Origin of the sequence: Methylomonas lenta (assembly GCF_001644015.1) — a bacterium.
Taxonomy (GTDB): domain Bacteria; phylum Pseudomonadota; class Gammaproteobacteria; order Methylococcales; family Methylomonadaceae; genus Methylomonas; species Methylomonas lenta.
Window position 1 is genome coordinate 67,730 of sequence record NZ_LUUI01000092.1, and the last position, 17,138, is coordinate 84,867.

Annotated in this window: 24 protein-coding genes; 17 read left to right on the forward strand and 7 right to left on the reverse strand. The window is 47.6% G+C overall.

Annotation, left to right across the window (positions count from 1 at the left end; translation table 11 throughout):
* Positions 1–3 precede the first annotated feature (3 nt).
* The 4 genes from A1359_RS08010 to A1359_RS08025 are packed head-to-tail and all read right to left on the reverse strand — an operon-like array spanning position 4 to position 4,097.
* On the reverse strand, positions 4–459 hold the full coding sequence (locus A1359_RS08010) for a phage tail protein (protein WP_066980672.1): 456 nt from the start codon (positions 457–459) through the stop codon (positions 4–6).
* A gap of 12 nt (positions 460–471) precedes the next feature.
* Entirely contained in the window at positions 472–2,646 is a 2,175-nt protein-coding gene (locus A1359_RS08015) for a phage tail sheath family protein (protein WP_066980675.1), read from the reverse strand.
* Positions 2,647–2,685: 39 nt separating this feature from the next.
* Positions 2,686–3,507, reverse strand: coding sequence for a hypothetical protein (locus tag A1359_RS08020; RefSeq protein ID WP_066980678.1), 822 nt, complete (start codon positions 3,505–3,507; stop codon positions 2,686–2,688).
* A complete protein-coding gene (locus A1359_RS08025; protein WP_066980681.1) occupies positions 3,504–4,097 on the reverse strand; it encodes a DUF4255 domain-containing protein in 594 nt (197 codons plus the stop codon). Before A1359_RS08025 ends, A1359_RS08020 begins: the two co-directional genes overlap by 4 nt.
* Positions 4,098–4,799: 702 nt before the next feature.
* On the opposite strand from A1359_RS08025, the gene A1359_RS08035 reads away from it, so the two are divergent.
* From A1359_RS08035 to A1359_RS08055, 5 genes are all read left to right on the forward strand, one after another.
* Entirely contained in the window at positions 4,800–5,009 is a 210-nt protein-coding gene (locus A1359_RS08035) for a hypothetical protein (RefSeq protein ID WP_066980687.1), read from the forward strand.
* 107 nt (positions 5,010–5,116) lie between these two features.
* A complete protein-coding gene (locus A1359_RS08040; protein ID WP_066980690.1) occupies positions 5,117–5,755 on the forward strand; it encodes a hypothetical protein in 639 nt (212 codons plus the stop codon).
* 85 nt (positions 5,756–5,840) lie between these two features.
* Entirely contained in the window at positions 5,841–6,170 is a 330-nt protein-coding gene (locus tag A1359_RS08045; RefSeq protein WP_066980693.1) for a hypothetical protein, read from the forward strand.
* A gap of 416 nt (positions 6,171–6,586) precedes the next feature.
* Positions 6,587–7,168, forward strand: coding sequence for a hypothetical protein (locus A1359_RS08050; RefSeq protein WP_066980695.1), 582 nt, complete (start codon positions 6,587–6,589; stop codon positions 7,166–7,168).
* A gap of 89 nt (positions 7,169–7,257) precedes the next feature.
* Positions 7,258–7,632: a hypothetical protein gene (locus A1359_RS08055; RefSeq protein WP_066980698.1), complete on the forward strand. Its 375-nt coding sequence runs from the start codon at positions 7,258–7,260 to the stop codon at positions 7,630–7,632.
* Between the two features lie 247 nt (positions 7,633–7,879).
* Here the strand turns inward: A1359_RS08055 and A1359_RS08065 are convergent, their stop codons facing one another.
* On the reverse strand, positions 7,880–8,140 hold the full coding sequence (locus A1359_RS08065; RefSeq protein WP_066980702.1) for a nitrogen fixation protein NifZ: 261 nt from the start codon (positions 8,138–8,140) through the stop codon (positions 7,880–7,882).
* Between the two features lie 195 nt (positions 8,141–8,335).
* On the opposite strand from A1359_RS08065, the gene A1359_RS08070 reads away from it, so the two are divergent.
* The 4 genes from A1359_RS08070 (at position 8,336) to A1359_RS08085 (ending at position 11,288) form a co-directional block, all read left to right on the forward strand.
* Positions 8,336–8,743, forward strand: a complete 408-nt coding sequence (locus A1359_RS08070) for a HesB/IscA family protein (protein ID WP_066980705.1) — start codon at positions 8,336–8,338, stop codon at positions 8,741–8,743.
* Between the two features lie 18 nt (positions 8,744–8,761).
* A complete protein-coding gene (gene nifU / locus A1359_RS08075) occupies positions 8,762–9,673 on the forward strand; it encodes a Fe-S cluster assembly protein NifU (protein ID WP_066980709.1) in 912 nt (303 codons plus the stop codon).
* Positions 9,666–10,880, forward strand: a complete 1,215-nt coding sequence (gene nifS, locus A1359_RS08080; RefSeq protein ID WP_066980712.1) for a cysteine desulfurase NifS — start codon at positions 9,666–9,668, stop codon at positions 10,878–10,880. The genes nifU and nifS overlap by 8 nt, the downstream gene beginning before the upstream one ends.
* A 147-nt stretch (positions 10,881–11,027) precedes the next feature.
* Complete coding sequence (locus A1359_RS08085) at positions 11,028–11,288, forward strand: hypothetical protein (protein ID WP_066980714.1); 261 nt, start codon at positions 11,028–11,030, stop codon at positions 11,286–11,288.
* Between the two features lie 181 nt (positions 11,289–11,469).
* Here the strand turns inward: A1359_RS08085 and A1359_RS08090 are convergent, their stop codons facing one another.
* Positions 11,470–11,829, reverse strand: coding sequence for a helix-turn-helix domain-containing protein (locus tag A1359_RS08090; protein WP_066980717.1), 360 nt, complete (start codon positions 11,827–11,829; stop codon positions 11,470–11,472).
* Complete coding sequence (locus A1359_RS08095) at positions 11,819–12,127, reverse strand: type II toxin-antitoxin system HigB family toxin (RefSeq protein WP_066980719.1); 309 nt, start codon at positions 12,125–12,127, stop codon at positions 11,819–11,821. The genes A1359_RS08090 and A1359_RS08095 overlap by 11 nt, the downstream gene beginning before the upstream one ends.
* Before the next feature lie 353 nt (positions 12,128–12,480).
* Here A1359_RS08095 and nifV point away from each other — a divergent pair, with 353 nt between their 5' ends.
* The 8 genes from nifV to nifM all read left to right on the forward strand — a co-directional run bounded on the left by nifV (position 12,481) and on the right by nifM (position 17,103).
* Positions 12,481–13,605, forward strand: coding sequence for a homocitrate synthase (gene nifV, locus A1359_RS08100; protein ID WP_066980722.1), 1,125 nt, complete (start codon positions 12,481–12,483; stop codon positions 13,603–13,605).
* Between the two features lie 11 nt (positions 13,606–13,616).
* Positions 13,617–13,808: a hypothetical protein gene (locus tag A1359_RS08105; RefSeq protein WP_066980725.1), complete on the forward strand. Its 192-nt coding sequence runs from the start codon at positions 13,617–13,619 to the stop codon at positions 13,806–13,808.
* On the forward strand, positions 13,805–14,584 hold the full coding sequence (gene cysE / locus A1359_RS08110; RefSeq protein WP_083960557.1) for a serine O-acetyltransferase: 780 nt from the start codon (positions 13,805–13,807) through the stop codon (positions 14,582–14,584). Before A1359_RS08105 ends, cysE begins: the two co-directional genes overlap by 4 nt.
* Positions 14,581–15,087, forward strand: a complete 507-nt coding sequence (locus A1359_RS08115) for a hypothetical protein (RefSeq protein ID WP_332310074.1) — start codon at positions 14,581–14,583, stop codon at positions 15,085–15,087. Before cysE ends, A1359_RS08115 begins: the two co-directional genes overlap by 4 nt.
* Before the next feature lie 229 nt (positions 15,088–15,316).
* Complete coding sequence (locus A1359_RS23455; protein WP_269747894.1) at positions 15,317–15,439, forward strand: hypothetical protein; 123 nt, start codon at positions 15,317–15,319, stop codon at positions 15,437–15,439.
* A gap of 4 nt (positions 15,440–15,443) precedes the next feature.
* Positions 15,444–15,758 carry a nitrogenase-stabilizing/protective protein NifW gene (gene nifW, locus A1359_RS08120; protein WP_066980730.1) on the forward strand — a complete coding sequence of 105 codons (315 nt, stop codon included), beginning with the start codon at positions 15,444–15,446 and terminating at the stop codon, positions 15,756–15,758.
* Entirely contained in the window at positions 15,755–16,234 is a 480-nt protein-coding gene (locus A1359_RS08125) for a nitrogen fixation protein NifZ (RefSeq protein WP_066980733.1), read from the forward strand. The genes nifW and A1359_RS08125 overlap by 4 nt, the downstream gene beginning before the upstream one ends.
* Before the next feature lie 2 nt (positions 16,235–16,236).
* Positions 16,237–17,103 (forward strand): nitrogen fixation protein NifM, encoded by an 867-nt coding sequence (nifM, locus tag A1359_RS08130; protein WP_066980735.1) that lies wholly within the window; start codon positions 16,237–16,239, stop codon positions 17,101–17,103.
* The last annotated feature ends 35 nt before the right edge of the window (positions 17,104–17,138 follow it).

Consider the following 17,138-nt stretch of genomic DNA (forward strand, 5'->3'; position numbering starts at 1 on the left):
GGCTTATTCCTGATCCACCGTCTCGACCGACAGCACCAGTTCTTCGATGGCCACATCACCGCCACCCTTACCGGTCAGGGTCGGCCCGGTCCATTTGATCGGCATGGCATTTTTTAAACGCCAGGTCACCACGGTGTCGGAACGGTCTTCGTTCAGCAGTTTGATGCTGACATTGCGCTTGGCGGACAGTTTGCCCTGCCGCACTTCATCCAGCCATTCCCACAGATTTTGCGCACCGATGATGCCGCGTTTCAAAGTGACATCGCCGGCTTTGTGTATACCGGGAATCTTAGTCACGTAATTGACTTTAGCATTGCCGTTGCGATATTCGGCGATGGTGACTTCGGCATTCAAGCCTGACACATCGGAAAAACCGGCATCGACCTGATCGCCCTGCCCCGGCTCCAGTTCGACTACATAATTAAAAGCTGAATAAGGTGTTTCTCTAAATACGGCCATAGTCGTTCACCTCTAGGCGTCTGCGGTCTTTTGACCGATGCGGAAAATCACGAACTCGGCGGGTTTTAACGCCGCCACCCCGACTTCGCATACCAGTCGGCCATTATCAAGATCGTTCTGGGTCATGGTGCTGCGGTCGCAACGCACGAAATAAGCATGCTTGGGCGTCGGTCCCAACAAATGACCGTTGACCCATTCGTTGTAGAGAAAATCTTCGATGGATATGCGGATGCTGGCCCATAAAGCTTCGCCGTTGGGTTCGAACACTGCCCATTGGGTGGATTTGTCTATCGAGCGCTCCAAAAACAAAAAATAACGTCGCACATTGACGTATTTCCATTCCGGATCGCTGGAGGTGGTACGGGCGCCCCACACCCGATGTCCGCGTCCCGGCATCGAGCGTAGACAATTGATACCGTTAGGGTTGAGCAATTCCTGTTGAAAACGGTTGATGTCCTGCTCGAAATGCAGCGCTCCCAGCACCACTTCATTGGCTGGAGCTTTATGCACGCCACGGCTGACATCCGTGTTGGCATAGACGCCGGCGATAAACCCACCGGGCGGTAAGCTTAATGAATCGCGTTGTCCGGTAGGATCGCTGGTAACCACCCAGGGGTAATACAAGGCCAAGCGGGTATCGTCCAGATTGGATTTAAAGTCGCGGATTTCGCTGATGCTCATATTGGCTTCGCTATCGACAACCCCCACCCTGTATTGCATGCGTTTGCAATGTTTCTGCATTTCGATCACCACCGCCAGATGTTTAGCGGTATCTAAAGCAGCGGCAGCCGGTGTCATGACAATGGAAATATCTTCGACTTGCTCAAATGTAGCCAGGCCGGTGTTGCCATCTTTATCATGAATTTCGCCGGCATAATCGCCACTTTCCGGGATGTCGCCATCACTACCATTTTGCAATTCAATCAGATAGCGCGGGCCGTTTACAGGATGCGGATTGTTCAAGGCATCTGCATCAAACAAGGCGTGTAACAGCGCAAATACGTCGGCATCGTTTGCCACTGTACAGGCAATCGGTTGCGTCAGTTGCGCATCGCGGGTACCCGGTTTATCCAACAATTTTTTGCCTAGCGAATCATCTGCGATTGCCGATGTAGACAAACCGCCGACTCGGTAGACGATCTCGCCACTGGCACCTTTGCGCAGTTTGTCGATATCGGCTATACGCAGTACATCCAGATCAAAATTTCGCCGCACCAACAAGGCACTGACATTACCAGGCAGTGCGGCGAGGGCTGAAATGGGAAAATCAATATCGGCCAGTACGCCTGCATTTTGGGCCACAGGAATGCTAAGCAAACTCAGTTTGCCACCGGCATCCAGTTTTAACTGGCCTTTCAGTACTTTTAGACTGCCCCAATGGGCTAAGCCGCTGACGTTGGATAAATCTGTGACGGCAGATAAACGTAATTCCACCGCAACACCCGCCTGCAATTTGCCGCTGGCGGGTGTACGTAACTGGATACGACTGACTTTACTGGTCGCTGTAGGCAATTGCGCAATCACTAAACGCGTCAAGGCCACTACCACATCGTCTTTATCCTTGATTTCGCCGGATAGCACATCGTAATTGGCACCATTGCGGCGAACCCTGGCTTTGATTGAAAGCGGAAATTTCCCGGCTTCCAAATCGCCAGCCACTACTCGCACTTCTTTTGGCACTTCACTGGCTTCCAGAAATAGTTCTTCGCCATCCACCGGTGCGGTGGTGGCTGCTATCGAAAACAGGTTTTCACTATCTTGCCAATGCAGCTCAAGAACATAATTACCCACCTTTCCGGGAAATCGACTTTGAAATTTCAGTTTGGTATCGGCACTGATACGCGAAGCTCTGACTGCACTGCTGCCATCGCCTGAAGGATTACTGCTGTTGACATCTTTCACTACACGACTGACAAACAACTGTTTACCGCCATTATCAAAAAAAGCTCGCGCGGCAAGTGCTGTGTAGTTTAATTGCGTGATGGAAGCTGCGAACTGTAAGTCCTCAAGATCACCGTAGATACGTTCGAATTCGGCAAAACTGGTGACCACTTCCGGTTTGCCACGAAAGGGTCCGGTTCGAGTCGGCCCGACGATGGCCGCCACGCTGGTGCCAACGCCTTCTATGGAACGGGCTCGAAAGCTCTTTTCTTCTATGTATACACCAGGGGCGAGATACTCAGGCATGGGTGCCTCCTTCAACGATCTTGAGATGAATAAACCTTATTAAGGACTTTTTAACTCCAGGGTGGTAACGCGTGTTTCATCGGGCACGAAACCCAATATCAGGCGATGCTGCTTTTGTTCGGCCAGCACGTTGATGCTGGCAGCGAAAATATTGCTATCGGCCAAGCCAATCAACATGGCCGTCATTTGATCAGGATCCGGAAAGGCACTGCCGCTCTGAGTTTTATCGGCTTTAACTGTAAGTGAGGCCGTAAAACCCATGCTTAGCATGGTCAGTGACAAACGGGTTAGCGGCAGCCGAAAATACCCCTGACTGTCGGCTTGGGCGTTAAAAATAAAACTATCGCCGGTGCTGCTGAGATTGACTTGTAAGGTCACTAAAGCCCATGAGGCCGGTTTTGCCGTAATTTCATCGGCTAGGTTTTGATAACTCAAAAGCCCTTGCAAGGCTTTATGCTGACTAAGTCGGGTACCATCCGGTGAGCGATATAAAGCAATTTGCGGGTAACTATTGTTGCCGCAGTTTTTTTGAAAAACCCGCGGATTAAACGTCCCGCTCGGATCGCTTACCGTGCCTTTTAACAAATAAGACACTTCGAGCGGACGCTGTTTTTGCTCTTCAGTGGCTCGGCCACTGTCTATGCTGCGCTGCAATTGTTGATTGTCACTCAATTGCGAACGCCAGATGACGCTGCAACCCGGTTTATGCAACAAAGACAAGCCTTGCACCGGCAAATCTTGATCCAGCTCGACCAGCAAATTATTTAAAACCGGCACCGATTGCCCTTCCCTGCCGGTGGCATCCAGCCAACAAATCACATCGCTGGCTTGGCGTATCAAGGTTTCCTTGACCCGGATCATTCCGGCTCTCCGATAGGCAACACAATAGTTTGTACCGGGCCAATGACTTGCTCTGTCAGCGGCTCTAATCGCAGGGTTTTGATGATGTAAGGTGCAGACAGGATATAGTCATGCGGCAGGCTGTCCCACATGCGCATAAAGTCTTCGCTGGACATGTCTTCCGGCAAAATCTGTACCCGGTCTTGATCCTGCCAGCCACTGCTATCGCCGCTGATGTGATCTTCGATATCGGACACATCCAGTTCGGTGCCGGAGCCTAAAATCTGCATGGCCCAGGCCAGCAAAATATGCTCGAAACTGGTTTTGCTCCAGCCGATTAATAAAATGTGTAAATTAAGCGGTAGTTCTTTACGAGGCTGATTGCCGAGACCGGGTTTGGCCGGCAAATGTCGGTTTCTGCCGAAGGGATCGATAGAGATGCGGTGTAGATAGATGCCGACTTTGTTGGTCGCATCGACCGGACCGGCTTTTAGACCTTCACTGCTGAGGATTTCTACGCTGACTGATCCGGCACCAGGCAGGTCTTTATACTGCTCAAGATAAGACTTGAGCGCTTCAAGAACCCCGGAAACAGCCGTAAAACTCGCCATAGCCTACCCCTTACGTCGATTTGCCATTGCCGGATCAGCCCGGACGCACAATAAATGGCAATCACATTTTTATTATTAAAATAAAAGGGTAGTTCATGTTTTTAAGCTTGCAAGGTTGACAACATTAAAATTTAATGAAGATCGTAATTATTCAATCAAAACAGCATAAAACACTTGCTGGATAAGTGAAGCGCATCCGGAAATGGCTGTAGTGGGTGCGCACGGCCTTGTATGATGAGTTTTAACAACCGATAGCCTAAAAAACCGATTAAGCAGTCATCGCTGATTGGGAGACTGTTCCACCCTTGCGTGAGCGTTGATTTGTTAGGCTTACTTGCGCTAACCTCCGAGTGCTCGGCGTGCAGCGAATATTGCTTGAGCCAGATGCCGCGGTGAACATCATCCGGTAAGGCCGCTTGACATCGGATCATTAGAGCCTATAGTGACGCGAAAAATTATATAGGCAGATTTGCCCGAATTTATGGCTAATATCAGGTTATCAAGGCAAATTTGCCCGGCTTGGGTGTTATCAGGGCAAATGTGCCTGAAAAGACCGCTAATACCAACTTATCAGGCAAATTTGCCTGATAATCAATAGTTATGCCCCTATTAGATATGAATAAAAAATTCAACATATCACTTACAATACAAGCAGCCCTTATAATCTGCTTTTTAGTCTTTACTCATCAAGCAGACCAAGCCATGAGCAAAGATGGTATTGGTGATTTACAGCAATGGCAAAAATATACAAATATTAGTACAGGTGCGCTTTACCTGTTGTGCGCCACTTGGCTTTCAACAATATTTTATGCTGCAATAACAAAGTGTTTTAAAACTAAGTCTGCGCAGCTAGCAATTGGCCTGCCACCATTATTTGCAGTTTCGGGTTGGGCATCCTTATGGTTTATATAAAACTACAAAGGCATAACAAGTTTGCGCACAATCGCGCAATAAATTGCGCTGGACTGCCACTGCTTCGCAGCGTCAGCCTGTGGCAAAGGCGTTAGGCATCAAAGAAAATGAAGAGCATTGAATTAAGGAAAATCAGATGCATTGACGGACTGCACTATTCTTTTGAAATTCTGGAATCATATCAAGCAAGTCTGTATATGGATTGTTGTGAAATTCAGAACAACAACAGTGCTGTTATAAAAGTTATTTCAGGTAGTTGGGGGTTTATTGATGCTTTACACAGAATAAGGGAAATAGCTCAATCGACACCCGGTATAAATGTCAAACATCAAGAAATGAGGGCATTTCTGAACGCTACCGAAATAGCAGAGGATTTTAGGCACTATATCCAACATTTACGAGGAGAATTGGCAAATGACCCTCCAAATACATTTCCTGTCTGGGGTTCTATTTCATGGGTAGATCCAAATAAACCCAATCGGTGCCATACCGCAATGTTCGGAGCACAAATACAAGGCACACAATTTTCAAGCTGTGTATATGATCGGCTCGAGGGTAAATGGGTAAGCAAGGTGGCACTTGGCATTGGTGGGAAATCATTCAACTTCGATCTAATGTACGAGGCAGTAGTAAGAGTACGGAAGTACCTAATTCCTGCAATAGTCGAAGGCTCTTCAGCTGAAATAGAGTTCCATGAAAAATTACCAATTCTTACTGTAGATGTGGAGATACCGAAAAATGCCTAACAAGCTAATCAAGATCGCCCCTTTGGGGCTGGGACCTCGCTACCGCTCGGCCCCTTATTTAAGTCATTATGTCTGACAGGAAAACATGACACTTTGGCAAAAATCGAGATATGTTTTTGCAATCATCGCCCAGGGAGTCGGTATCGTTTGGCTAATGATGGCAATTTATTTTATTGCCAAGTATTATCGTGATACAGAGAATCCCCTTCGTCACGAATATTGGTTTGCTGTGTGGATAGGAATTATTTATTCAACTGGTTTCTGCCTATCAAGCGCCTTACTCGCTGTTACCGTAAAAAACGCTATCCCAAGAGTTGCTTTCCGACTATTGACAGTACCTGCTCTAATCATTGGTTTGTTATTATTGATTATTTACCTCGGAAGTATGGCTTATGGAATTATGGTCAGAACATAACAAGCGCATAAACACGGACCAAAAGCTACGCGATGCTTCGCTTTTTGTGTCCGGTTATGCTTTACGTTATGGCAGCCCGCGTAGGTCCGATTAGCCCTGCGTAATCGGACGCATGCTGTTAAGACAATGGTTATGATCAAGGCTTTTCTATACAGGAAAGGGGATGCCAAACTATAGACGTGCATTGATTCCAGGCGGAACATGGTTCTTTACCGTAAACTCAGCGCAACGGGGTTTGTAACCCTGTTGTCGGCGCGACGGGGTTTGTAGCCCCGTTGCTTACGTTTTATTTCTGGAGCGAGGATGGTTACGCAAAACGTTACGGACGGGTTTACAAAACCCGTCCGGCTTTAGACCTGCACGAAAAGCCGTGCAAGCCAATGATTTCAAACTCTAACCATCAAAGGCACTCACCGATGCGAATAGACGAAATTGCCGAGTATGTCTGGCTGAATAGTAAAGAGATTGAGTTTGGTGAAATCGATGCCTGGGATGAAAGCCTATTTACATCCAAATGGGCTAAAGGCAAACCTTTTGAAAGCGCATTAAAGGACTCCGGTGCAGGATGGTATTGGTTTTTGGTAAACATGAATTATGATGACCTTCACGATGTTGTTAAACCGCCGACACTACCCGATAAAGGCTGCAACATTGGTTTGCTTTCCCACGAGAATAAAGAAGTTTTCGGTTCTTCTTTGTTATGCGCCAACGAGTCAGGCATCACGGTGATTTACAACGGCCATGAGGCAAATGTCACGTCACGCATCCGCGCACACTTTGCACTTAACAACAACAGCACAGGTGCGTTAGGAATAAAGCACTATCCACTTAGCCAAAAGAAATGGGCCGTTCGTTACTTCTCATCACCTTGCTTCACTAACATAGCTGCAAGTGATAAGTCGCGCATCGAGTTGTTAATGAATTCTTATTCTGGTCGTTGTGCCGTGGAGTCAGCATGGCGCGTCAAAAATGGTTGGCCTGTCTTATGCAAAGAGTGATGGCTAACAAATCATTCCAGCGGACCGTCAAAAAGCTATACTTTTCACTGTCAGCTTAATTCAACCGCTAAATTAACAGGGATAATCCTATGAATGAGCAACAACTTGCACAAGAAATTGCCATGAAAGTACTTAAAGACGTCCAGTTCTGGTCGGCTATAATTGGTTTAGTTGGCGTTATTATTGGTGCATTTATAACTATCGCTGGTAATTTTTTACTCCATTCGTACCAACAAAAAAACCAAAACAAACTAGATGAAGCGCGAAAAAAACTATTACGCGAAATGCTTGATAACCAAGGCTTCAAAGATGGAAGGTCTTTTGAAACCCTATCTAAAGTTACGGGTGCAGCACCTGAAGAATGCAGGCGCTTGTTAATCGAAATTGGGGCGAGAGGATTTACATTAGGCGATGACAGAGAAGGCTGGACATATATTAAAAACCGCCCTCTGAGTTCGCAGTGAATCTAACCCATCATTCAAGCCCGTGTAGATTAGCCCTCAATGCCATTAAGTTAAGAAAAAGCTCCCTCTCCTGCTGGAGAGGGTTGGGGAGAGGAGATTTATAATAAGGCAAAAAAGCTTTATTTAATCCCCTCATCCTAACCTTCTCCCGGAGGGAGAAGGGATTGTTCTTCCTTAACTTAATGGCAGTGACGCGAAGCGTAGGAACGATGCGCTTGGATTTCGGGATGTTATTTCCAACCATATCCTAAACAACCAGTTCGAGTACCTTCAAATCTTCCGACCAGCAGCCTATGGGATGACCCAAATTGAGTTCTTTATCCTCAAACCTTACCAGGAAAACGCTACGTTCGGGCGCTTCTTCTACATAGCCTTTCATGACGATGACGCCACGAGCGCCCTCTTCTGCCAGCACTTCATCTTCCTCGCTCTCCGGCATACTGCCATCATTAGTGATGCTGTGTGCCGCATAAACCACATCGCCTAAATCCAAATCTTCAATATTCATCATGTTCTCCTGAAACAGGTTTGTAGCAAAACCGACAAAAACAACCGGATTGTAATTAAACAGCTTGCCAATAAGGGTTGGCCAGCGGCCTTGGTCTGTGCAAATTCAGTGGCTTAGCTGAAGTTTTCTCGCATGGCATGCTGGTTGCTTTATCTCTTTACAAAATCAATGCCAAACCGTTCAGGAGATATAAAGATGATTACGTTAACAGATAGCGCTATTACTGCAGTAGGCCGTTTTATCAGCAATTCCGACAAGCCGAACGCAGGGCTACGTATTGAAGTGACCGATGGCGGTTGTTCCGGCCTGTCCTATGGTTTGCGTCTGGAAGATATGGAAACCAAGGAAGACACAGTGATCGATTGCGGTGAAGTCAAAGTATTTGTCGATCCGACCAGCCTGCCACATCTGGATGGCATGTCCATCGATTTTGTCGACAGCCTGGATGGCTCCGGTTTTAAATTTAACAACCCTAACGCCGTTAAGAGCTGCGCTTGCGGTTCGTCGTTTACAACCGCCAAGGATGGTGGAAGTGCTGGAACTGACGGGATCAGTTCCTGTACCACCGGCGAAAGCGGTGGCACCCCAAAAACCTGTTCTTAAGCTGCGGAGGCCTTAGCTATGTGGGATTATTCAGATAAAGTAAAAGATCATTTTTTCAACCCGAAAAATGCTGGTGCTGTGGTCAATGCCAATGCCATCGGTGAAGTGGGCTCCATTAGCTGCGGCGATGCCTTAAGGCTGTCATTAAAAGTTAACGAGGATTCCGAAGTCATCGAAGATGCTGGCTTCCAGACCTTTGGTTGTGGTTCGGCCATTGCCTCATCGTCGGTGTTGACCGAGATCATCAAAGGTATGACTTTGGACGAAGCCTTGAAAGTCACCAATCAGGACATTGCTGCCGAATTGGATGGCTTGCCACCGGAAAAAATGCATTGCTCTGTAATGGGCCGCGAGGCTTTACAAGCAGCGGTTGCCAATTATCGAGGCGAAGAGTGGAAGGACGACCATGAAGAAGGCGCCTTGATTTGTAAATGTTTTGCCATCGATGCGGTGATGATTGAAGAAATGGTTTGGGCGAATAAACTCCGCACCGTGGAAGACGTTACCAACTACACCAAAGCCGGCGGCGGTTGTGCGGCTTGCCATGAAGACATCGAAGCCATTCTGGAAAAAGTCTTGAAAGAACGCGGCGAAAGCTTTGATCCGACGGCTGCCTCTATCGAAAAAGAGGCCGTGGTTGCCGAGAAAAAACCCCTCACCAATTTGCAACGCATCAAAAAAATTGAAGAAGTTTTGACCGCATTGCGCCCGCAATTGATGGCGGACGGCGGTGATGTTGAACTGGTGGAAGTGATTGGTAATACGGCTTATGTGAACATGACCGGCGCCTGCAATGGTTGCCAAATGGCCGCTATGACGATTGCCGGCATTCAACAGCGCTTGATGGAAGTGCTGGGCGAATTCATCAAAGTTGTCCCCGCTTCGGAAATGTCAAAATTGGTCAACATCCAGGAGGCTAGCCATGCATGATATTTATCTGGATAACAACGCCACTACCCAGGTGGATCGCGCTGTAGTGGATGCCATGATGCCGTTTTTTACTGAACAATTCGGTAACCCATCATCGATTCATCGATTTGCCGACGGCGTGGCACGCGGTATCAAAAAAGCCCGCAGTCAAGTGCAGGAGCTGCTAGGTGCTGAGCACGATTCGGAGATTATTTTTACCTCCTGCGGTACTGAATCCGACTCAACGGCTATTTTATCGGCCATCAAAGCCCAGCCAAATCGCAAAGAAATCATCACGACTGCGGTTGAACATCCGGCGATTTTGAGCCTGTGTGATTACCTGGAAAAAGAAGGCTATACCATACACCGGATGCCGGTAGATAAATGCGGTCGCTTGAATCTGGAAGCCTACAAAAATCTGCTATCGGATCAGGTGGCTATTGTATCGGTGATGTGGGCCAACAACGAAACCGGCAATATTTTCCCGGTCGAACAAATGGCCGAAATGGCCAATGCCGCTGGCGTGATGTTTCATACCGATGCGGTACAGGCCGTCGGCAAAATACCGATGATGTTGCAGGATACCAAGATTGACATGCTGAGCGTATCGGGCCACAAACTGCATGCACCCAAAGGCATAGGCGTGTTGTACTTGCGCCGCGGCACCCGCTACCGACCTTTGCTACGCGGCGGACATCAAGAACGTGGTCGCCGGGCCGGCACCGAGAATACAGCATCTATCGTGGGCTTGGGAAAAGCCTGTGAGCTGGCGATGGAGTTTATGGAATTTGAAAACAACCAAGTAAAAGCCATGCGAGACCGGCTGGAGCGCGGCATTGTGGAACAGATTCCGCATTGCTTCATCACCGGCGATATAAATAACCGCCTGCCTAACACCACCGATATTGCTTTCGAATACATTGAAGGCGAAGCTATTTTGATGTTGCTGAACAAGGCTGGTATCGCGGCGTCCAGTGGTTCCGCCTGTACATCCGGCTCATTGGAGCCGTCCCATGTGATGCGGGCGATGGATATTCCGTATACCGCCGCCCACGGCACCATCCGCTTCTCGTTTTCACGCTACAACAAAATGAGTGAAGTCGATGAAGTGCTGAAAGTCATGCCGGATATTGCGGCGGCTTTACGAAAACTATCGCCTTATTGGGATAGCGTTAACAATGCCCCGGTTACCGATCCCGAGCAGGCATTTCAGCCGACGTATGCCTAATAATACGCGTACGAAATAACTTCAACGCCTTGCGCCCTCTCCCACCGGGAGAGGGCTAGGGTGAGGGAATTAAATGATCGAGTTAATTCGCGCGCATTCCGGCCTACCTGGTTTCTATTTAAACCGTCCATTTATCAGAGGATTTTTATGGCCGAAGACCTTATAGCACTCCGTTCAGTATTATCTCGAATGGAAAGTGCTTTGAGCAATATCAGTGAACTCGACGCAGAAGTGCTTGAGTTCATTGATGCACATTATCCGGATATGCTGAATGATCAAAAAGTGATTCAGGTGTTTAAAAATGTCGGTGATGCGGAAGATGAATTACAACGACAATTTAATTTCCTGCGCGCACGCTTAACAGCTGGCATACCAGAGTTTAAAAGCCTTTGTGATGCAGAAGGTTAGTCAAAATACGTAGGGTGGGCACGCTTTTTGTGCCCACACGGCATTAAAGTTATTGCCCTAAAGGGTGGGCAGAAAAGCATTACCCACCCTACAACTGTCCTTGGCTATATTTAAGTCATTGCATCGACAGCATTTATTCATAAGGCATTTAAATGTGTTTTGAACCAGCAATATTTACCTCTCATCCCACATCTGCCAACAAACTTTCATAAGGAATACGTAAACCATCATGCAGGCGCTTGATCATACGCAGACTTAACGGGCGTTTACGGTTGAGCACTTCCGACACTCGGCCACTGCTGCCGATATAGGCTTCAAGGTCACGGGCGCTGAGGTTTTGTTGTTCCATACGGAATTTTATGGCTTCAATCGGGTCGGGCGGCGTGATCGGATAATGTTTGTTTTCGTATGCTTCGATCAGGGTTACCAATACTTCCATTTCATCGGCCTCCGGGGTGCCATCATCGGCCTGGAATATTGCTTCCAAACGTTCAAATGTGGCTTTTAATTCTTCGTTGTTTCGGATGGGCTTAATAGTCATTTACAGTCTCCACATCGATCATGTCGTATTGGGTATGAGTACCGACAAATTTTATCCAGGCAATGCCAGCACGATATTGCATTTCCACTACCAATCGGTATTTGTTGCCAACAATATTGAATACCACTCGGTTGTTACCGCAAATGCTGGCATTACGGTACTGCGCTTTGATTTCTTGCGGCGATGCCCAATTGGCTTTGATAACTTCTTCGTACCAACTTTCTAGTGGTCCTTTGGCATCTCGATACTCGGGCTGCTCCCAGAATTTCTTGATCGTACTTTTAGCGATGATACGCATGATTTAAAAATTATTTTCTCCCGTAATGGGAGGATTATAAACAACTCAAACATATTCATCAAACCCGGAGGCAAATACTGCAAATGTGCTTGGGCACAAAAGCCTTGCCCATCCGACCCTTGCTAACCGTCAGTCTCAACCGGTTGAGACATCATAAAACACCCCATCCACACTATCCATCCAGCTTTGTAGGTTTTACGACAATTTGCTTTTCCTGCTGGGTATTATCTTGTCGATGTTGCGCCAAACAACCCTCTCATCCCGCTAATTTCGGCTTTTTCAACAGTTGGCAAGCGTTTTGCTTTGTAAGTTATGACAGCGATTTTCGCTAACTGCTTACTTAAGGTATAGCCATGATATTTGACCCTCGCAGCATCATTATCGACGACACCACGCTCCGCGACGGCGAACAATCGGCTGGGGTAGTGTTTTCGCTGGAGGAAAAACTGACGATTGCCCAACAGCTGTCTGCCATGGGCGTACCGGAACTGGAAATTGGGATTCCGGCTATGGGTGAGCAAGAACGGGAAGAAATAAAAGCGATTGTCGCATTAAATCTGCCCAGCAATTTATTGGTGTGGTCCAGGATGCGCAGTGACGATTTAAAGCATTGTTTAGGCTTGGGGGTTGGCATGGTCGATTTGTCGATTTCTGCTTCTGACCAGCATATACAACACAAACTCAAACAATCGCGTAGCTGGGTGTTGGCAACCATAGAGCGTTGCGTCAAAACCGCTATCGATGCAGGCATGCAGGTTTGTGTCGGTGCCGAAGATGCCTCCCGGGCCGACAGCGACTTTCTGGCCCAGATGGCAGAAACCGCACAAAAAGCCGGCGCCAGTCGGATTCGGTTTGCCGATACGGTCGGCATCATGGAACCATTTGGGGTTTTGGATGCTATTCGAAAACTGCGGAGCGTTACCGATATGGCGATCGAAATGCACGCTCACGATGATTTGGGTTTAGCTACTGCCAATACTCTAGCCGCAGCAGTAGCCGGGGCCACGCATGTGAATACAACGATTAACGGCCTAGGCGAACGCGCCGGTAATGCGGCATTGGAAGAAGTGGTCGTCGGTTTGAAACAGCTGTACAACATAGACACCGGCATAGACCTGAGGAATTTCACGGCTTTATCGCACCAGGTGGCCACAGCTTCCGGCGACACCATTGGTAGTCGCAAAAGCTTGATTGGTCGAGATGTTTTTAGTCATGAAGCCGGCATACATGTCGATGGTTTACTGAAAGATCCCAACAATTATCAAGGTGTGGATCCGGCCCTGCTCGGTCGTAACCATCAACTGGTTTTGGGCAAGCATTCCGGTAGTCAGGGAGTGATGTATGCCTATCAACAACTGGGTATTGTGATTAACCGCCTACAGGCCGGGCTTCTGTTACCGCAGATTCGACAATTTGTCAGTATCAACAAGCGTGCGCCGCAATCTGCGGATTTGAATCAATTTCTTCTGAGTCTTTAGTGAGGTTTGTCATGAATGTAAACGCCAAAGTAGTCTCGATGCCTTGTAGCGTCTATGAAAATAGATCAGAAGTTACAGCCAGCATTTCGCAAGCTGAATCGCGGCTGCCTGAGATCAATGAAGACGACCGCTATCCTGGGTCATTTTTCAGAGTACCAGGTTTGCCCACGCCGGGAAATACTACCTGGAGCTTAGCAAAATGATGTTTTTTTCGCCGCATTCTTCCAGTGTTAAGCAAAGTCTTTGGCAAGACTGGCGAGCCGATGTCGCTTGTGTATTTGCTAGAGACCCAGCAGCCCGCGGCGTATCTGAAGTTTTGCTGGCTTACCCGGGCGTACATGCGGTGTTATTGCATCGAGTCAGTCATCGTTTATGGTTAGCGGATTGGAAACTGACCGCTCGGTTAACAGCAGCATTTGGTCGCTGGTTGACTAATGTGGATATCCATCCCGGTGCGACGATAGGCAAACGTTTTTTCATTGATCACGGTGCCTGTGTAGTGATTGGTGAAACGGCGGAGATCGGCAATGACGTTACCTTGTATCACGGCGTCACCCTAGGCGGCACCACCTGGAACAAGGCTAAGCGCCATCCTACTTTAGGAAACAATGTACTGATTGGAGCCGGCGCTAAAGTTCTGGGTGCCATCACATTGGGCGATAACGTCAGGGTAGGCGCAAATTCGGTGGTGGTAAAAGACGTGCCAGCCTGCTGCACGGTGATCGGCATACCCGGTCGCATTATTCAGCAAAAAGGCACCAAGATTCAAAATTCACACGGCATCGATCTGGATCATCATTTGGTGCCAGACCCAATGGGCAGGGCCATCAATTGTCTGATCGAACGTCTGGATAAACTGGAAGCCAATCAAGAAAAATTTGTGGTAATGGAATCGGAAAATTGCGATGGCTGTGAAGCGGATGCTGTTTGCCACAGTGAAGGAACAGTCATGTTAAAGCAAGCCGCAGGGGGAAGATGATGGACTTACTGGATTTCGAAGCCAAGGATTTGTATTTCCAACAGGAAGATAGCCAGGAAGTGCAGGATCTGATCAAGTTTGCTTCCGAACTGTATGCCCAAGGGGAAGCCGAATTACCGTTATTAAAAGCCTATTTGAGAGCACCGGAGTCTTTAAACGTCTTGGTTGCGTTAAACAGGTTTTATTACTATCAGCATCGCTTGCCAGAAGCCTTGATCATCTCAGAAAAAGCACTGGGCCTGATTCGAAGCGGTATCGACCTTCCAGAGGATTGGCGTCTACTGGAAATGTCACATATCAGCGATGCACCCAAACAGACATTAAGCCGGATTAGACTGTATTTGTTTACCTTGAAGTCAATTGGTTTTTTGAACATGCGGCTGGAAAATTTGGATTTAAGCCGCAGCATTTTCGAAAAACTGGTAGCAGTGGATATCAAAGATCGTATAGGCGCCAAAGGACTGTTGGAACTAGTTTTACAGCGACAACAGGCTATAGCTTGATGCTTTAAATCTATCAAACCGGTTTATTTTCATTGATAAAAACGAGGTGATTGAGATGTTAAAACATTTGAACGCGACCCTGCTGCCAATAGTGCTGTTTGCATTGCTGGTGATTTATTTAATTGGCAGTGACCCCAACCAAATTGGACCATTTTAAAACGGCAGCATAAACCCTGCAGCTTGTAATTGTCGGTGGCTAATACCCATCCTAAATCTAAAGGTGATTGTCATGATTAAGCATAAATCCGATCCATTTCTGACCCAAGCATCTGTGATGCTGGTGATTTTGTTTGTTATGTATATTCTGGGTGGCGATAGCGGCAATCTGGATCACTTGATTGCTGCGAGGTAGCCCTATGAGTTTCGAAGATGATATGGAAGAACTCGAATCTGCCGAAGACTTTTTACAATATTTCGAATTGGATTACGATCAAACAATAGTCCACGTCAACCGCTTGCATATATTACAGCGCTTCCACGACTATCTGGACAAGGGCGGCGAGCAATTGCCGGAAGATGAAGACAGCAAGCGCCAAGTGTATAAAACGCTGCTGTCTCGGGCCTATATGGATTTTGTCGATTCCGATGCCCAAACTGAAAAAGTCTTTAAGGTATTCAATATGCCGGACCCTGCAAACGTATTTATTGCGCTGACTGACATTAAGACATGATTGAAGATCGCTACGACGAAGAACGCTTCGATTTTGGCGAAGCCGTGCGGGTGACGCGAAATGTACGCAATGATGGTACATATCCCGGCATGCCGGTCGGAGAACTCCTGATGCGACGAGGCAGTGTCGGTCATGTCATCGAAGTAGGCACTTTTCTGCAAGATCAAGTGATCTATACCGTGCATTTTTTGGATCATGGTCGCATGGTGGGTTGCCGAGCTGAAGAACTGATACCGGCAAGCGCACCTTGGAACCCTAGTCGATTCGAGTTTCGCGACAAAGTCGTTTGCAGAATTGATTTAGGCATGCAAGGCAAAGTCATCGTCGACAAAGGTTCGGAAGGGGAAGTATTAAAAGTGCTGCGAGAAAGTCTGCCCTTGCAATATCACGTGCGATTTCCCGGTCGCACTCTGCAAGTACCGGAATCCGTATTGGAACCGGCCGACCCGGAAAATTTCAGAGAACCGGAGGAGTAAACATGAATCAAACTCCCGAGTCAGTCATCGAGCCTTATACCTTGTTACGGGCAGCGTTGAGCCTGTTCAAAAAACCACCGGCCGACCTGGGAAACCAGGAATTGTCGCAAGCCCAAAGGCAAGCCAGAAACGAATATGACATTGAAACCCGGGTGCTTAATTCCAAACAGGCTATCAATGTGATGGTCTCGGAACAAGAGTTAGCCATGGCTTTCGCTGAGGTGCAAGGTCGATTTGAAGATGAAGAGGCATTTGCGGCTGCATTGGCCGCTAACCAGCTTTGCGAAGAACGCTTGAGAGCCGCCTTGTCCAGACAATGTAAAGTAAATGCAATTCTTGAGCGAGTTGCCTCGCAAGCACCTAAAGTCAACGACGTGGAAGTGGGTATTTTTTATCACTTACATCCGGAAAAATTTCACGTCCCGGAACAGCGGGTTGCCCGGCATATTTTGATTAGCATCAATCCGGATTATCCGGAAAATACCCGGGAGAATGCGCTTCGACGCATAGAAGAAATAGCCGAGACTCTACAGCGCAAGCCGCATAAATTTGCTAATCTGGCTTTAAAAAACTCGGAATGCCCTACTGCCTTAAATGGCGGTGAGCTCGGCAGCCTCGTTAAGGGCAAGCTTTATCCTGAATTGGATGAAGCGTTATTTATGCTGAAAGAAAACCAAATTAGCTCTACGGTGGAAACGGAAATCGGCTTTCATCTGATCCAATGCCTGAAGATCATTCATGCCGAAACGTTGTCTTTAATAAAAGCTACACCAAAGATCAAACAATTGATGCAAGATAGGTCTCGGCGCAATTGTCAACGTACCTGGTTGGCCAGTTTGCCGGCAACAAATCCAGCTAAGGTTGAATGATTATTTGCCCTTATTACTACCCAGTTAACGCAGGA